Consider the following 14,827-nt stretch of genomic DNA (forward strand, 5'->3'; position numbering starts at 1 on the left):
AGGATGGGAAACGGATCAGACTACAAGTTCGAGCCGAAGGCTAGCAGTCGGCCGTCGCAATCCTTGATTACAAATTCTCGCGTGTTCCAGGGCATGTTTGCCAACTGCCGCGCAAACTGGATGCCTCTCGAGGCATACTCGGCATAAAGAGCGTCTGCGTCTTCGACGAAGATGTATGCGTCGAGAAATTCATCATCAAATTTGTCTGGGTTGGGTGTGGGTGGGTCGGCGCAGCGGAAATGAATTGCGTGCTGGTCGCGCGCGACGATGCCGTAGACAGGCGGATCCTGCCACGTTCCAAGACACTCGAAGCCGAGCTTGTCTTTATACCAGGCGAGCGTAGCGGGGATGTCGGTGGTGAAGAAGACGGGTACTATCTGGCGGATCATGGGGAAGTGCATCTCCAGTGGAGCGAAGGTTGATACGCAGGGGAACAGCTACCTGGGGCGGCCGAAGAACAAAACGTAGCCGTCGGGATCGGTAATTTCGAAGCCGCGCAAGCCGTCGTGTGTGTCCTTGAGCGGGATACTGAATTCCGCGCCATGATCGATAAATTCGGCGGCGAGCGCGTCGGGGTCGGGAGCATAGACAAATGCGTCCCACCGCATGTAGCGATGACGCTTGTGGTTGGGGAGAGGCGAAACTTCTCGGTCGGATTTGATCAGGATTTGCGCTCCGTCGCGGCCGATAATTCCGAAGAAAGGAGATTCCTCCGGTTCCCGGAATCTCTGCTCAAAGCCAAGCTTGTCGCGATAGAAGGCGATGGTTTGATCGACCTCGCTGACGATGAAACAAGGGGAAATCGCTGTCGTGGTGGGTCGTGTCATGTGCAGTTCTCCACTACGCTGAACTCGCTTCCGATATTACCAATATCGCGAGTGCTCAGTTAGCCGATAGGATTCGCTTTGTATGAATCGAGAACGGTAAGGTTCAATACTCCCCGGAGCCAATGACCACAATATGCAAACATGGACTCGTCACATCAATCCCATAATTTGCGTTTTCTGACTGAAAAGGGGGACGAAGCGGGTGTACATACATACAACCGCATCCTGGCCTGCGCGTGAAGATCGCCGGGCTGCGCTGGTCTGGCTTGCCATCTTCTGGATCTTTGTGGGCGTTGGCTTCGGCTTCGACTTGCACAACTACCTGCGGGAACAGCCGCCTGTACCAAAGATCGTCCATGTGCATGCCATCGCGACAACGATATGGCTACTCACCGCTACCGCGCTCGTGCTCATGGTCGAAACGGGCAACGTTCGCTTCCATCGTCGTTTCGGCTGGTTTGCGGCCGGGTACGCCGCTCTTATCCTTGTGATTGCACCCTGGTCCGAACTCAGTTGGCAGGCTTTGAACCTGCAAACTCCCGGCGCTCTGCCCCCTCAATTCCTTTCCATCGCCTTCAGCGGAGTCATCTGCATGGCGGTGCTGCTGCCATGGGGCATTCTCATGCGGCGCAACTCCGCTGCCCATCGGCGCGTGCTCATTCTGGCCACCATTTGCATCAGTGATGCGGGCTTTTCCCGGTTGGTGGGCCTGTTTCGTCCTGCACCAACTAGCTTTCTCGGGACCTACCTGTTTTATGAGGGTGGCAATCTGCTCCTCATCGTTCTTATGCTTCTCTGGGACTGGAAACGCAACCGGATTATGAAACAGTTCCTGTGGGGAGCCTTCCTGGTCGTCGCTGTGGGTCTGAGTGCGACGGGTCTCTACTTCAACGAGACATGGAAATCGATCACTCGTTCGTGGCTGGAGAACTGGGCGCGGCACATGCTGTAAAGCAGTGTGAATGCGCAGCGGGTCAGGCGCGATTGGGTGGGATGGAGTGGCCCAAGGCGAGGAGTGCGCCGGTGACCCGATTGGCGGCGTGACGGACGACATTTTCTTCGCTGGCGAAGTCTCCGGTGATGCAACGGACGCCGAGCTTCTCAATCCGATCGACGTCGACCTCAATGGGTGCGGCGTGCTCGGCTGCGTAGCGGGCCAGGGTTTCCGGTGAGAAGGGTGCGGTATTCAAGATGGCGTAGTCGAAGATGGGGGCGCGGGTGTGCTCGTAGATGCGCTCGATATGTTCAGCCGCCGTGAGATTCAGACTCTCATTGGCTTGGGTCATCAGGTTGCAAACGTAGACGCGCACACCTTTGGCATGAGCCAGCGCCTGGGGCACGCCTTGCACCAGGAGGTTGGTGATGATGGAGGTGTACAGCGATCCGGGCCCGATGGTGATAAGGTCGGCGCGCTCGATGGCGTCGAGAGTCTCGGGCATTGCTGCTGCATTGGGCGGATCGATCATCAATTCGGCGATGCGCTGCTTGCTGGCAGTGATATTTGTTTCGCCGCGAACCAGCGAGCCGTCATCCATCCGTGCGACCAGCGTGGCATTTGAGGTGGTGGCGGGATAGATGCGGCCGCGCGTGGCGAGAATCTTGGAGGCGAGCTTGATCGCATGTGCAAAGTCTCCTGTGATGTCGGTCAACGCGGCAACAAAGAGATTGCCGAAGTTGTGTCCGCCGAGTCCTTTTCCGCCTTTGAATCGATAGGCAAAAAGCTTGGCGAGGAGATCTTCTTCGGCGCTGAGCGCGACCATGCAGTTGCGCAGGTCGCCCGGGGGAAGCATGTTGAAGTCCTGGCGTAGTCGTCCAGACGATCCGCCATCGTCGGTGACGGTGACTACGGCGGCAAGATCGGAGATGTGGCAGGGAACGCTGGTCGGCCAGTCAGGAAAGGCGACGTGGCGCCGGAGGCCGCGGAGCAGCGTGGACAGGCCCGTGCCTCCACCGATTGCGACTACGCGAAGGGGTGCGGAAGATGTGGGCACGCCTGGCACCTGAGCGCATCGCTCAGAGGCGTCTGGCTGGGGCGGAGCAGGTTTCGGAGACGGACTTGAAGACGAACCAGGGGTCACAAAATGCCTGTGGCGATGTGCCTGCCTACGGAAGTTCAGGATACAGCAATTCTGTGAAGCGAGGGTCGTCTACCATGCTCTGGAAGTCGTTGTCTGACCGCGCCTGCAAGCGGTTTTTCGGATTCAATTCAATCGCCTGCGTGAGGCTGTCGAGGCAATCCTGTGTTTTGCCGGTGATCGAATAGAGCAGCGCCAGACCGTAAAAGGCAAAGTCCGCAGAAGGATCATCCGTCAGAATGCCTTTCAACTGGCTCGTAGCCTCTTCAAAGTCGCCGGTATTGATCAGCGACACGGCATAGTCGTAACGCTCGCCGGAGGTCTGGAAGGAGAGTCCCTGCTTATGGACCTGATTGCGACACGTGCTGATGTACATCTTGCAGCGTTCGACGATCTCGGGTGGCGCTACGGGCAGGATTTTCTCAAAGGCGGTGATCGCCCGTTCGAATTTGCCTTGCTGCACCAGCTGAACGGCTGCCTGGTATTGGGTAAAGACAGGTCCCGTTGCCGTGCTCGAGTGGCTGCCTGGCCGGGCAACCGGTGGGGGAGTTTTTTTGCGGCTTGCCGCCGCGGACTTGGGTTCTTGCGTCATGGATTTAATGGGGGTCGTCCGTTCTGGTTTGCAAAGTTGAACCGGATGATTCCGGCAGGATCATCGAGTTTGACAGTCGTACCACTCAGGCCCTCTTTATACCCATAACCCCGTTTCACGTCAATGGGCTCGCCTTGTAACGTCATCGACCGGACTCAGATTGCGTGTTGCGGTAGATTGCGGGATTGAGGGTGGGGTCGTTGTACATCTTGAGTTGGCGGTAGAGCTTAAAGCGACGCGTTCCGGTCAGCGTCTCACGCCACAGGCGGTCGAGGCAATGGGCGAGATCGGTGCGCTGCTCCAATAGGATAGCGAGCCGCTCGCGGTTGCGTGCGCAGTGTTCAGGGGTGGCATCGCATCGTTCAGCCTCTTCGCGGGTGTGATAGATCTTGAGCGCCAGAATCGATAGCCTGTCGATGATCAGGCCCGGTGTTTCAGAGTGTAGCGGTGCTTCTTCAGCCGGCAGCTTCTGCGGCGCAAGCCAATCGAGCAGGGCGCGGTCAAGCTCCTCGGCGAGGTCGTTGCGCAATTGATTGGTGCTGTCGATACGGCGCTTGACATCGGCGAGCTGGGCATCGGTGGCGCCGGGAGTGCGGGCCTCGTCCTCAATGTGCCAGAGGTCGAAGTTGGCGCGGTGCTGTTGTGCGACGTGGGCGAGCCAGGGATCGGCGAGATTTTCTTCGGATGCGGGATGCTCATGCCATGCGCGGGTGTTTTCGTCCTGCAATTTTACGATTGTGTCTGCCGAAAGCATCGGGCTCCTGGAGGGCTGCGTGGTTGGCTGTAGCGTCTATGGTAGAACTATCCTCACCCGGACCCCAAGAGGCGGAGGAAAAATGCCGGAAACAGTTCAGCGGTTCCTTTGTATCAGCAGCTACGAAAAAGGTCAGGACTTCATGCGGCAGTGCGCCGAAATGGGTGTGAAGCCGACCCTTCTTACGGTAGACAAGCTGCGCGATGCGCCGTGGCCACATGAGATTCTCGAAGACATAGCCTTCATGCCGGACACGTTTACCGTGGAAGATTTGATCAAGACGGTGTGCTGGATGTGCCGGGGACGCCACTTTGATCGCGTGATTGCACTGGACGAGTTCGATCTCGACGCGACAGCCAGAATCCGCGAGCATACGCGCATTCCAGGGATGGGCGTGACTTCGACCGCCTATTATCGCGACAAGCTGGCGATGCGGACGGGCGCGAGTGAGTCGGGATTTCTGGTTCCGGAATTCTGCCGGGTACTGAACTACGACGAATTGCGCGCCTACATGAAGGTTGTACACGGGCCGTGGCTGCTGAAGCCCCGCGCCGAGGCCTCAGCGCTAGGGATACGCAAGATCTATGAGCCGGAACAGCTTTGGCGGACTCTCGATGAGCTGGGCGACTTGCAGACCAATTATCTGCTGGAACAATTTGTGCCTGGCGACATTTTTCACGTTGACTCGGTGATCAGCGAACACAAGGTTGTCTTTTCCGCAGTGCACCAGTACGGCAAACCACCGATGCAGGTGATGCACGAGGGCGGCGTTTTCACTACGCGCACCGTGGATCGTACCAGCCGCGAATCGAAGGAATTGACGGAATTGAATGCGCGCCTTGCACCGGATCTAGGTATGGCACGCGGGGTCACGCATGGGGAATACATCCGGGCTCACAAGGATGGGCGGTTTTACTTTCTGGAGATCGCGGCGCGCGTGGGCGGAGCGTTTATTTCGGACCTGGTGGAAGCCGCAACAGGTATCAATCTCTGGCGTGAGTGGGCCAGGATTGAAGTTTCCGATGTTCGCGGCGTACCGTATGTGCTGCCGAAGACTACGGAGAAATACGCCGGCAGCGTGCTCTGCCTTGCAAAGACAGAGGAACCGGATACCAGCGCGTTCGACGCGCCGGAGATTGTAAGGCGCATGAAGAAGCATCATCATGCGGGGCTGATTGTTTGCTCAGAAAACGCAGGGCGAGTGAGGGAACTGCTCGACCAGTACAGTTCGGAGTTTGCGCAACGATTCCTTGCAGCGCTGCCACCGCCGGACAAGCCTACGGCGTGACATCCGAAGCAAGAGGCCTTGCCGGGCTACATCAAACCGATTGACCTGATACCGCCTCGTTGGTATGGTCATCGGGGTTGAAAGGCACAGTGCTTTTCAGCCAGTCCTCATTCCCCAAGGAGAAGTCATGAATTTTACTGAAGAGCCGGAATATGTGAATTGGCCCGAGATGCATTACGTATTCATTGAAAAGATTGGGCCGTTTATGCAGAACGCGGGCGCGGCCTGGCAGCAGGCACATCCTCTGGTTCCTGCGTTGCTTGAAAACAACAAAATCACGGGCTATATGGCGCTTTACAGGCCGGGGCCGAAGATCTATCGCGCCGGGTTTTCATTGGCCGCGGCGCCGGTGAAATTGCCGGAAGGTTTGCAGCACGCAAAAGTTCATGGTGGCAAGTACGCTCGCTTCGAGCTCACCGGCCCGTACGATAATCTTCCCCAAGCCTCCGGCCGCGCGTGGACGATTGTCGGCGAAAAGAAGATCGAGGTACGGGACGATTTTGCGATTGAGAATTACGTCAATGATCCGCGGACTACCCCACCCGATCAACTAGTGACGCACATCATGATCCCGACGGTCTGAATGGTCGCAAACTAGCATCCGAAGTTCGGCTGGCGGTTCAGCCTTTTACAATGACTGCGGGAGCAAGCATGGAAGGCAAGTGGCAGTACCCTCATCGTCGTTGGAATCCGCTGCGTCAATCCTGGGTAATGGTGTCGCCGCATCGCACGCAGAGGCCATGGCAGGGCGAGGTGGCGCAGAAGTCAGTGCCATCGGCGGTTACCTACGATCCCGCATGCTATCTGTGCCCGGGCAACAAGCGTGCGAGTGGAGATGTGAATCCGCAGTATGACTCTATTTTCACTTTTGTAAACGATTACGCGGCGCTGCTGCCCGATCTCGATGCGGGTGTTAATGCGCAGACATCGACGGGAGCAGTGTCGCAGTTGCTGGTGGCGGAACCCGCGCGAGGGCTCTGCAAAGTGCTCTGCTTTCATCCCGACCACAGCCTCACACTGGCGCGCATGACACAGGCGGAGATCCGGCTGGTTGTCGATGCGTGGACGCGCGAGTACGAAGAACTGGGCGCGATCGACTGGATCAAGTATGTTCAGATTTTTGAAAATCGCGGCGCGATGATGGGCGCTAGCAATCCGCATCCACACGGGCAGATATGGTCGACGGGATTTGTGCCGGACGAGCCTGCTGCTGAGACGGTGGCTCAACGCGATCATTTGGCCAAGACAGGCCACTGCCTGTTGTGCGATTACGTTGCTGAGGAGATTGCGACCGAAGAGCGCGTGGTTTTTGCGAACGAATACTTTGCCGCGGTAGTTCCATGGTGGGCGGTCTGGCCGTTTGAAGTGTTGCTGGTTTCGCGGCGACACCTGGGCGCGATGCCGGAGTTGAGCAGCGACGAGCGCGACGCGCTGGCGGATGCGCTGAAGCGGCTCACGACGCGCTACGACAATTTGTTTGAAACGAGCTTTCCTTACACCATGGGATTTCACCAGACGCCGACGGATGGAGAGAGCCACCCCGAGTGGCATTTCCACGCGCATTTTTATCCGCCGCTTCTGCGTTCGGCGACGGTGCGTAAATTCATGGTTGGATTCGAAATGCTGGGGATGCCACAGCGAGATATTACACCGGAGAGTGCTGCGGAGCGGCTACGGGCCTGCTCGGAACAGCACTTCTGGCCGCGGACAGATCTCTCTTTCTGACGGGAAAAAAGAGCGACGGATAAGCGCGAGAGAGCAATAGTCATTGCTCGCCCGCGGATGTTCAGAACAGTTGCTCCTGTGTGGTTTGTTGCGCCGGAGTTGACCGGGTTGAGCGCTTCCGCTTCATCTCGTACATCGAGCGATCCGCTACCTCGAGCAGGGCGTCCACGTCGTTACCGTCCTCGGGGAAGCGAGCGTAGCCAATGCTGGCGGTCAAGTGCATGGTACGGCCTTCAAACCGGAAGGGCTGATCGGTCTGCTCAGAGACACGCTCGACGATTGTGAGTAAATCGCTGCGTTCAGAGATTTCGCCGAGAATGACACCAAACTCGTCGCCACCCAGCCGCGCGACAATGTCGGACTTTCGGGGAATTCTGCTGATGCGCAATGCGATTTCGCGGATCGCTGCATCGCCGGCCCGATGGCCGCAAGTGTCATTGATCCGCTTGAGACGATCGACATCTACGATCAGGATGCCGAGCGGTTCGAGCTGGCGACGCCCCGGCGATACACGATGGCGCAGGCGGTCAAAGAACAGGCTGCGATTTGCGAGGCCGGTCAGCGAGTCATGGGTGGCTTGCTGGTAGAGAGCGCTTGTTTCATTGCGCGCGGCGTAATACATGGCTGCAGCGATCAATTCGCTCATGAGTTCGAGGACGCGCACATCACGGGCGGTAAAGGCATGCGTGGAAGTTGAAACGATCTTCAAAACGCCTACTGCGGAACCGTCATGCTTGAGCGGAGCCACAACCATCGAGCGGACACCGACTTCGGCATAGGGTCCAGCGTCAACGCGAGGGTCGAGAACCACATCATCGGAGCGAAGGACTTGACCCAGCCGGACGCAGAGTCCGGAGAGACTGGCTTCGCGTTTAACATGCGTGCCCAGTAGCGGGGCAGCAAAGCCGCTTGCTCCGCGATAGACCATTTCGTCGCCTTCGGTGTATTCGACTATGGCGCCTTCGGCATTTGTGAACGAGGGAATCCGCTCCACGACTGCCTGCACGACTCCGGAAAGATCGAGTCCCTGCTTAGCAATCTCCGTTTGCAGGCGAATGATCTCCATCAGGATGTACGGGTCGGTGCTGACACTGCTCTGCACGTCGGTCATGAGCCCTCGGTCTGGTTTCAATGGAAGGAAATTTCCTTTCAGCTGTACACCGGATACCTCTTGGATGCCCGCAGCGATTTCAAAGCGTGTTCGAAAGCCGAAACCGGAAATCCCGTGAAGTCCCTGTTTGTGGTTGGATGCGTGCCGCAAACAAATGGGGAGGGACATGGTGCCCTTAGTAATCCAGAAATGAACAGGTCTGACTGTCCCGTGCGAAGACAGACAAAAACCGGCTTCAATTTTGACGGAGAGCGGGGAAGGAGGGGAGAGTGGTGAAGCCCATCCGAAATGATGGTGAGCCCGCTGGGACTCGAACCCAGGACCCACGCCTTAAAAGGGCGTTGCTCTACCAACTGAGCTACGGGCTCTCTGCTGGCACAATCGGGAAGCGAAAAGTACGCTTTCTTCCCGGCAAGCCACTGTCTCAAAACTAACACAGAGTGGGGCTTGCCTGCAGATACTCGCTTTCGGCCTTCAGACCGTAGATCGCATGCGTCTAAAATCGTGAATATTAAGTGTGTTAGTAGTTAAAATAATAAATATCAAAAAATATATTGCAAAAATTAAAAAACTTAATCATAATCTGTTTGATATTTAGGAATGGAGAGCTAATGGGGTCTGAGTCAAAAGCCTCTGCCGACTGGCAGGAACTTCTCCGGATTGCCCAGGGAACTGCGCTGGTGATTGAAAGGGTAAATATACCGGAGAAGGGGATAGCGGTCGAAGGCGCTTTTACCCTTCCGGAACTGGCGCGGCTCACTTTGGAAGACCAGATATTTGTCACCGCATTCCTCCGCTCTCACGGGTCGATCAAGGAGATGGAACAGATTTTTGGGGTGAGCTATCCCACCATCAAAGCGCGGCTTAATCGGATTTCAGGGTTGTTGCAGTTTATCGATACCAACCCTTCGCCCTCGCGGTCCGACGTGCTTGAGCGGTTGAAGAGCGGCGAAATCAGTGCTGAAGAGGCAATCCGCGAACTGGAGGCCATCAAGTGACTCCGAATGTTGCAGTGGTTCACATCAACTTTCCGCACGGACCGAATTTCCGGCTCTGGCTTCCGCTCTTTCTGTTGTGGATTCCGGCGATCCTGCTAGCGCCGATCATTCTGCTGGCGCTGTTGATTGGCTGTCTTATTTCTGGAGTACGTTTTTGGCAAACTATCGCCGCTTTCTGGGCATTGCTGTGTAGTTTGCCGGGGACGGATGTACGAGTTGCAACCGAGGGCAATCGCGTCCTCGTTCGAATTTTGTAGAGGTGGGTTATGGATCGTGATCGCAGCACAATCTTGTCTCTTGTCGCCTCCGGGCGCATTACAGCGGTTGAGGCGGAGCGCCTGCTGAGGGCGTGGAACGACAGCCGCGAGACTGTCTGGATTTTATTTCTGTGTCTAGCTTTTGCCTGCCTTACACAGTTTCACCTGCATGAGCTTTTGCCCGTGCTTTTGCACTTCATCAACGCGCAGATTCCGACGATGGCCGAGGCTGTCCATCGTGCACTTTTGCCGGCCAACGAACTTCTGGGAGGAATGCTATGAACGAGAACAGACGACAGATTCTGGAGATGCTGGCAGTGGGAAAGATCACTGCCGACGAGGCCGAGAGGCTGCTTTCGGCCCTCGACCCGGACACTGTTGTGCCGGCGGGCAGTGTTTCCTCCGCTTCGGGGAATGGGAGCGGCCCAAAAAGTGGCACTGGAAAGGTTCCTCCGAAGTATCTGCGCGTTCTGGTGGAGGCGGATGAATCGATGACCGGGAACAAGGGTCTGACGACGGTGAACGTGCGCGTGCCCATGCAATTGTTACGGGCGGGGGTACGGCTGGCGGCATTGATTCCGCAGCAGGCGCACAATCAACTCGACCAGGCGTTTGTGAACCATGGCGTTCCGCTGACGCTGTCGCAGATCAAGCCGGAGAACCTTGAAGAACTTATTGACCATCTTGAAGACCTGACGGTGGACGTGGAGGGTAAAGAGGGCAACGCGACCAAGGTTCGGGTTTTCTGCGAATGAAGATACAGGGAATGAGGGCCAGGGAGTAAGGAACCAAGGATTTGCAATTGGCTTTTTCTAGCCGCGGCGTAGAGGCTTCTGCATCGGCACTACCTGCACGGTCACGTCGCGTACTTCGGCGAGGAAGCGATTCAGCACGGAGCCGCGAAAGAGAATGTCGAGCCGTGAGCGCACCGGCTGGCCAAAGATTACGTGCGAGATGCTCTCCTGCTGCGCAAACCGGATAAGCGCATCGGCGACATTCTTATCGTTCAGCGTTACAACCTGCGCGCCCAGGTCTTTCGCCATGCGACGATACTCTTCGATGCGCTGAAATGCTTCTGGATCTCCGTGGCCTTTGTCTTCGTCGGGGCGATTGACGTAGACGGCATACCAGTTAGTGGCGAGGCGGCCGGCTACGCGCGATCCTACCCGGATGAGGCGCTCGGTTCCGGGCCGGGTGCTTAGACAGACCATCACCTTGTCCGGAATCGGAGCCTGTTCGAGGCCCTGCGTGCGGCGATAATCGGACGCGCGCTTGCTGACCTGCTCGGCGGTAGCGCGTAGAGCCAGTTCGCGGAGTAGATTCAGATTGCCCTTACGGAAAAAGTTGGCGAGAGACTGTTCGACCTTTTCCGGCGCATAGATTTTTCCTTCGCGAAGCCGCGAGCGAAGCTCTTCCACGGTGATGTCGACGTTCATGACTTCGTCAGCACGTTTAAAGAAGCTGTCTGGAACAGTCTCGCGAATGACGGTGTTTGCCGAACGATTGACTGCATCGTTCAAGGTTTCGAGATGCTGGATGTTGACGGCGGTCCACACGTCGATGCCCGCGTCGAGCAGTTCAAGTACGTCTTCATAGCGCTTGCGATTCTTGCTGCCGGGAACGTTGGTGTGCGCCAGTTCGTCGACGATGACGAGTTGGGGACGACGGGCCAGAATCGCGTCGACGTCCATCTCTTTCAAATCGACGCCGCGATACGGAATCAGGCGGAGGGGGACGATTTCGAGATCGCGAATCTGGTCGGCGGTATCCTGGCGGCCATGTGTTTCTACTAGTCCGATTACGACATCGACGCCCTGCTTGCGCTTCAGCACGGCGTCGTTGAGCATGTGATAGGTTTTGCCTACTCCGGGGGCTGCGCCGAGGTAGATGCGAAGCCGGGCAGGTTCCTGCTGGCGTTCAAACTCGATCTCAGCCATCAGCCCACCTCGACCGGGTGTGGAATTGCTTCAGCCACGGCTACAGGCAGTGTGAAACGGAAGGTGGTGCCATGGCCGAGGCGACTTTCCACAGCGATCTGGCCGCCGAGCGACTCAACGAGACGGCGAACGAGGGCCAGTCCCATGCCGGTGCCGCTTTCCGAGAACGGATTGAAGCGATCGAAGATGGTGCTGAGGCGATCGGCCTCAATGCCGCGCCCAGAGTCACGCACCGTGAATTGCACAAATTCTTTCATCTCTTCTGCGGCAAGCAGAATCTCGCCGTCGGCTGGCGTATAACGCAAGGCGTTGGCAACCAGATTGTCGAGGACGGATCGAAGCGCGCGACGATCAGCCATCACGAACGACAAATCCGCGAATGCGCTCACTTCGATACGGACACCTTTTGCTGCGGCTTCGTCGACATATCGATTGCGAGCTTCGTCGAGGAGAGGCAAAGGGCGAAGGCGTTCCAGTTTCAATTCGCGCTTACCGGTGTCGAGTTCAGCCACTTCGATCAGATCGGCCATAAGGTCGCTGAGTTTCTCGGCCTCAGAGCTCGCTTCTACAACGAGTTCTGATTGCAGCGGCAACAACTCCCCTCCAAATCCGTGGCCCAGAGCGTATAGGCCTCGCCGTAGTTGCAACAGGGGATCGCGTAGTTTTTTGCTGGCGACGGAGATGAACTGCGTCTTGAAGCGATCGGTGTCCTGCAGTGTAGTCACGTCTTCAAGTGTTGTCACGGTACCCAGGAGGCGTCCGTCGGAGTCGCGCATGGGCATGGTGCGCAGACGATAACTGCGCGACTGTTTGCCGATGCGCATGGGCAACATAGCCGCTTCGCCTTCCGCGGCGATGGGCTTTTGCATGGAGATGGCGTCGCGGATTGCACTGAGAATTTTGTCGCCGCCGGGGGTGTTGGTTAGTGCCAAACGATCGTTCGCCGCTTCACCAAGGACATCGCCGGCGGCCTGGTTGAGCTTGAGAATGTGTCCCTTTGCGTCGGTGACGATGATTGGCTCAAAGATAGATTGGAGCACAGCGTCGGAGAGCTGGAATTCCATCTGCCTGCGGCCCGCTTCAGAGTCGCGCAGTTCGCGAAGACGGACGGCGATGCGGTTCAATTCAGCTGCGATGACGCCGAAGCTGTCCCGGCTGCTCCATTCCACGCGATGCTCAAGATTGCCGCGCGCGATTTTGACGGCATCACTGGCCAGCATCCGAATGGGATGGAGCACCAGCATGACTGTTGCTACTTCCACAAGGATCAGCGAGATGAGGAGTGCAATGGCAAGATGCCATTGGCCCGCGACTACCAAAGCGCGATGGGTAAATGCGACCAGGCACACGCCGAGCGCTGCAATTACCACACAGCCGATAATCAACCTCTGCGTGAGATTCAGCATCCTGCGGACTCCGCGTCGAAGAAAACCACGCTTTCATTTTGTCGCACTTGCCTTCAAGGCGCAAAACGGAGAAGGCTTTAGCTGTTGATTTCGTGGTATTTCAGCGAAGCAATCGCGGGAATGGGAGTCAGTTGCGGAGAGCTACCGGTTCAGGCGCCGGCAGGGGCATGCGGCACACGCTGTATCCGCGCTCTTCATGGGGGCAGTCCAATCCCCTGGGAGCATAGCCGTGAATTACGGTCCAGGTGACCTCTGGATATTGCTGGTGAAGGCGGCGAAACTGGTCCAGGCTGAAGTGATTGAGCCCGTAGGTGGCATTGCTCATCTGCTTCCATTCCGGAGCAAGGGCCGGAAACAACGAGACGACGCCACTGTCTTTGTAGTAGTCCGCCAGGGCTGAGCGGGTGGAGATCGCTCGAAAGCCATGAACGTCGCTGGGACTGTCTTTGAAATAGTGCGAATCGACAGCGAAGACCGCACTCTCGGGTGTGTTCTGCCGGATCCAAAGCAGGGTATCGACCCACGCATTGCTGCTTGTCTTCGCAGGCAATTCAATTTGGGGACTGTTGGGGTAGGTCTGTCGGGAAACGAGGTACATTCCCACTGCAAGCGGGACGAAGAAAGCCACGGGAACCCAATTGCGCGACTTGGCTAGATACTCTCCTGCGACGCCAGCGAGAAGCAAGACAAAGATGAATGTTATGGGGTGGAATGAGCGCAGAGGCTGCAGTCGCACGAACATTTCAAATTCAGGCGATGAGCAGAGTATCGCGGCAGCAGCGATCGAGATTAATCCGAAGGGAATAAGTGCGAAGCTGATCAGTTGAAAACCTCGTCGGGTGCCGCGCACATTGCCGCGCCAGAACCACGCGAGGATCGCTAGAGGAGCAAGCATTCCGAGCCAGTGATACCACGTCCAGTTGTAAAGGAAGAAGTAGTCGCGCGAGTAGAGCGCTTCGCGGTATGGGCCGCTTGCCGGAGCGATATGAAATCCAGAGGGAAAAAGACCCACGCCCACAGAAGCCATGACATGGACCGGTTCGCGCACGGCTTGTTTGCGGCGGTCTCCAGCCCACATGACGGCAATCAGAAAGGCAAGATAGACCACCATTTGCGGATGGACCAGAGCAGTGAGAAGCGCGGCAACACCTACCCAGACATATCGGCGCTCAAGTGCAAATGCCAGCGCGAATAGAGTGAGGGGAGTCGAAAACGAGCGCGCCGTTATATAGGGATCGATCAACAGAAGTCCGGTGTTGGTAGCCGGCATGGTCAGCACGGCGGTGATGACAAGCATTGCCGTCCAGTGCGCGCGCGGGCAAGAAAAGCACGCGGCAGCGAGAAGCCAGCAGGAGGCGAGCGTGGCAAACAGACTCAGGATGTACCAGACGAAGAGCGTCCAGTCCATTGACAGGTGCGTGAGTCGCGCCGTCCACGCGAGAATAGATCCGAACAGGGAAAGATGTCCGTGAGAAAGGAAGAACTCGGAGGCGAAGGGATAGAGAGTGGGGTGGAGCAGTTTTTGCGCGGCCGGCACGTAAATTTCGCCGTCCTCAACGCCGAAATGATAGCCGTGAATCAGCAGCGCCGCTGCGGTCAGTCCCACAATCCGAAGAGCAGGAAATTGCTCGCGGGCGGTTGAGGCGCCGAATGCTTTTGCTGCGCGGTGAATCAGATGAACCTCTTGTGAGACTTGAGTTTCGAGCGCGCAGGTTTAGAGACTCGTCGACATCGATACACTAAGAAACGCACTGAGCTAAATGGTAGATGAGGATTGTCGCAACGCGGCGCTGAATCATAAGAAATCATTACTGCTATGCAATCCTCTGGGATACGTTCTTCTAATACTACGACGTG

General features: G+C 57.0%; 17 protein-coding genes and 1 tRNA gene. 8 read left to right on the forward strand and 10 right to left on the reverse strand.

All coding sequences use genetic code 11. From position 1 onward, the window contains the following. Positions 1 to 20: 20 nt before the first annotated feature. Both P8935_RS12935 and P8935_RS12940 read right to left on the reverse strand, forming a co-directional pair. A complete protein-coding gene (locus P8935_RS12935) occupies positions 21 to 389 on the reverse strand; it encodes a VOC family protein (RefSeq protein ID WP_348260708.1) in 369 nt (122 codons plus the stop codon). A 48-nt stretch (positions 390 to 437) separates the two neighbouring features. Then, positions 438 to 827, reverse strand: a complete 390-nt coding sequence (locus tag P8935_RS12940) for a VOC family protein (protein WP_348260709.1) — start codon at positions 825 to 827, stop codon at positions 438 to 440. Positions 828 to 1,029: 202 nt separating this feature from the next. Here P8935_RS12940 and P8935_RS12945 point away from each other — a divergent pair, with 202 nt between their 5' ends. Further along, positions 1,030 to 1,779 carry a hypothetical protein gene (locus P8935_RS12945; RefSeq protein ID WP_348260710.1) on the forward strand — a complete coding sequence of 250 codons (750 nt, stop codon included), beginning with the start codon at positions 1,030 to 1,032 and terminating at the stop codon, positions 1,777 to 1,779. A gap of 22 nt (positions 1,780 to 1,801) precedes the next feature. Here the strand turns inward: P8935_RS12945 and P8935_RS12950 are convergent, their stop codons facing one another. From P8935_RS12950 to P8935_RS12960, 3 genes are all read right to left on the reverse strand, one after another. Further along, a complete protein-coding gene (locus tag P8935_RS12950; RefSeq protein ID WP_348260711.1) occupies positions 1,802 to 2,818 on the reverse strand; it encodes a YvcK family protein in 1,017 nt (338 codons plus the stop codon). Positions 2,819 to 2,930: 112 nt separating this feature from the next. Then, positions 2,931 to 3,494, reverse strand: coding sequence for a tetratricopeptide repeat protein (locus P8935_RS12955; RefSeq protein WP_348260712.1), 564 nt, complete (start codon positions 3,492 to 3,494; stop codon positions 2,931 to 2,933). A 142-nt stretch (positions 3,495 to 3,636) separates the two neighbouring features. Next, complete coding sequence (locus tag P8935_RS12960) at positions 3,637 to 4,248, reverse strand: DUF4254 domain-containing protein (protein ID WP_348260713.1); 612 nt, start codon at positions 4,246 to 4,248, stop codon at positions 3,637 to 3,639. A gap of 82 nt (positions 4,249 to 4,330) precedes the next feature. Between P8935_RS12960 and P8935_RS12965 the strand changes: the two genes are divergently transcribed. The 3 genes from P8935_RS12965 (at position 4,331) to P8935_RS12975 (ending at position 7,261) form a co-directional block, all read left to right on the forward strand. Continuing rightward, positions 4,331 to 5,536 carry an ATP-grasp domain-containing protein gene (locus P8935_RS12965; protein WP_348260714.1) on the forward strand — a complete coding sequence of 402 codons (1,206 nt, stop codon included), beginning with the start codon at positions 4,331 to 4,333 and terminating at the stop codon, positions 5,534 to 5,536. Between the two features lie 127 nt (positions 5,537 to 5,663). Then, entirely contained in the window at positions 5,664 to 6,119 is a 456-nt protein-coding gene (locus P8935_RS12970) for a GyrI-like domain-containing protein (RefSeq protein ID WP_348260715.1), read from the forward strand. A gap of 68 nt (positions 6,120 to 6,187) precedes the next feature. After that, positions 6,188 to 7,261, forward strand: a complete 1,074-nt coding sequence (locus P8935_RS12975; protein WP_348260716.1) for a UDP-glucose--hexose-1-phosphate uridylyltransferase — start codon at positions 6,188 to 6,190, stop codon at positions 7,259 to 7,261. 61 nt (positions 7,262 to 7,322) lie between these two features. Here the strand turns inward: P8935_RS12975 and P8935_RS12980 are convergent, their stop codons facing one another. Together P8935_RS12980 and P8935_RS12985 are read right to left on the reverse strand one after the other, a co-directional pair. Beyond that, the gene (locus P8935_RS12980; protein ID WP_348260717.1) at positions 7,323 to 8,372 is read right to left on the reverse strand and encodes a sensor domain-containing diguanylate cyclase; all 1,050 of its coding nucleotides are present in this window, start codon (positions 8,370 to 8,372) and stop codon (positions 7,323 to 7,325) included. Positions 8,373 to 8,664: 292 nt separating this feature from the next. Next, positions 8,665 to 8,740 (reverse strand) — tRNA-Lys (locus P8935_RS12985). A gap of 243 nt (positions 8,741 to 8,983) precedes the next feature. On the opposite strand from P8935_RS12985, the gene P8935_RS12990 reads away from it, so the two are divergent. The 4 genes from P8935_RS12990 to P8935_RS13005 are packed head-to-tail and all read left to right on the forward strand — an operon-like array spanning position 8,984 to position 10,382. After that, positions 8,984 to 9,370, forward strand: coding sequence for a DUF2089 domain-containing protein (locus P8935_RS12990; protein ID WP_348260718.1), 387 nt, complete (start codon positions 8,984 to 8,986; stop codon positions 9,368 to 9,370). Continuing rightward, complete coding sequence (locus P8935_RS12995) at positions 9,367 to 9,627, forward strand: hypothetical protein (protein WP_348260719.1); 261 nt, start codon at positions 9,367 to 9,369, stop codon at positions 9,625 to 9,627. The genes P8935_RS12990 and P8935_RS12995 overlap by 4 nt, the downstream gene beginning before the upstream one ends. A 9-nt stretch (positions 9,628 to 9,636) precedes the next feature. Next, entirely contained in the window at positions 9,637 to 9,909 is a 273-nt protein-coding gene (locus P8935_RS13000; RefSeq protein ID WP_348260720.1) for a hypothetical protein, read from the forward strand. Then, positions 9,906 to 10,382 carry a hypothetical protein gene (locus tag P8935_RS13005; RefSeq protein ID WP_348260721.1) on the forward strand — a complete coding sequence of 159 codons (477 nt, stop codon included), beginning with the start codon at positions 9,906 to 9,908 and terminating at the stop codon, positions 10,380 to 10,382. Before P8935_RS13000 ends, P8935_RS13005 begins: the two co-directional genes overlap by 4 nt. Before the next feature lie 57 nt (positions 10,383 to 10,439). On the opposite strand, the gene P8935_RS13010 is transcribed toward P8935_RS13005, so the two are convergent. The 3 genes from P8935_RS13010 to P8935_RS13020 form a co-directional block, all read right to left on the reverse strand. After that, the gene (locus P8935_RS13010; RefSeq protein ID WP_348260722.1) at positions 10,440 to 11,564 is read right to left on the reverse strand and encodes a universal stress protein; all 1,125 of its coding nucleotides are present in this window, start codon (positions 11,562 to 11,564) and stop codon (positions 10,440 to 10,442) included. After that, positions 11,564 to 12,970, reverse strand: coding sequence for an ATP-binding protein (locus P8935_RS13015; RefSeq protein WP_348260723.1), 1,407 nt, complete (start codon positions 12,968 to 12,970; stop codon positions 11,564 to 11,566). Before P8935_RS13015 ends, P8935_RS13010 begins: the two co-directional genes overlap by 1 nt. A gap of 127 nt (positions 12,971 to 13,097) precedes the next feature. Further along, positions 13,098 to 14,576, reverse strand: coding sequence for a hypothetical protein (locus tag P8935_RS13020; RefSeq protein ID WP_348260724.1), 1,479 nt, complete (start codon positions 14,574 to 14,576; stop codon positions 13,098 to 13,100). Between the last annotated feature and the right edge of the window lie 251 nt (positions 14,577 to 14,827).

Origin of the sequence: Telmatobacter sp. DSM 110680, assembly GCF_039994875.1 — a bacterium.
Taxonomy (GTDB): domain Bacteria; phylum Acidobacteriota; class Terriglobia; order Terriglobales; family Acidobacteriaceae; genus Telmatobacter.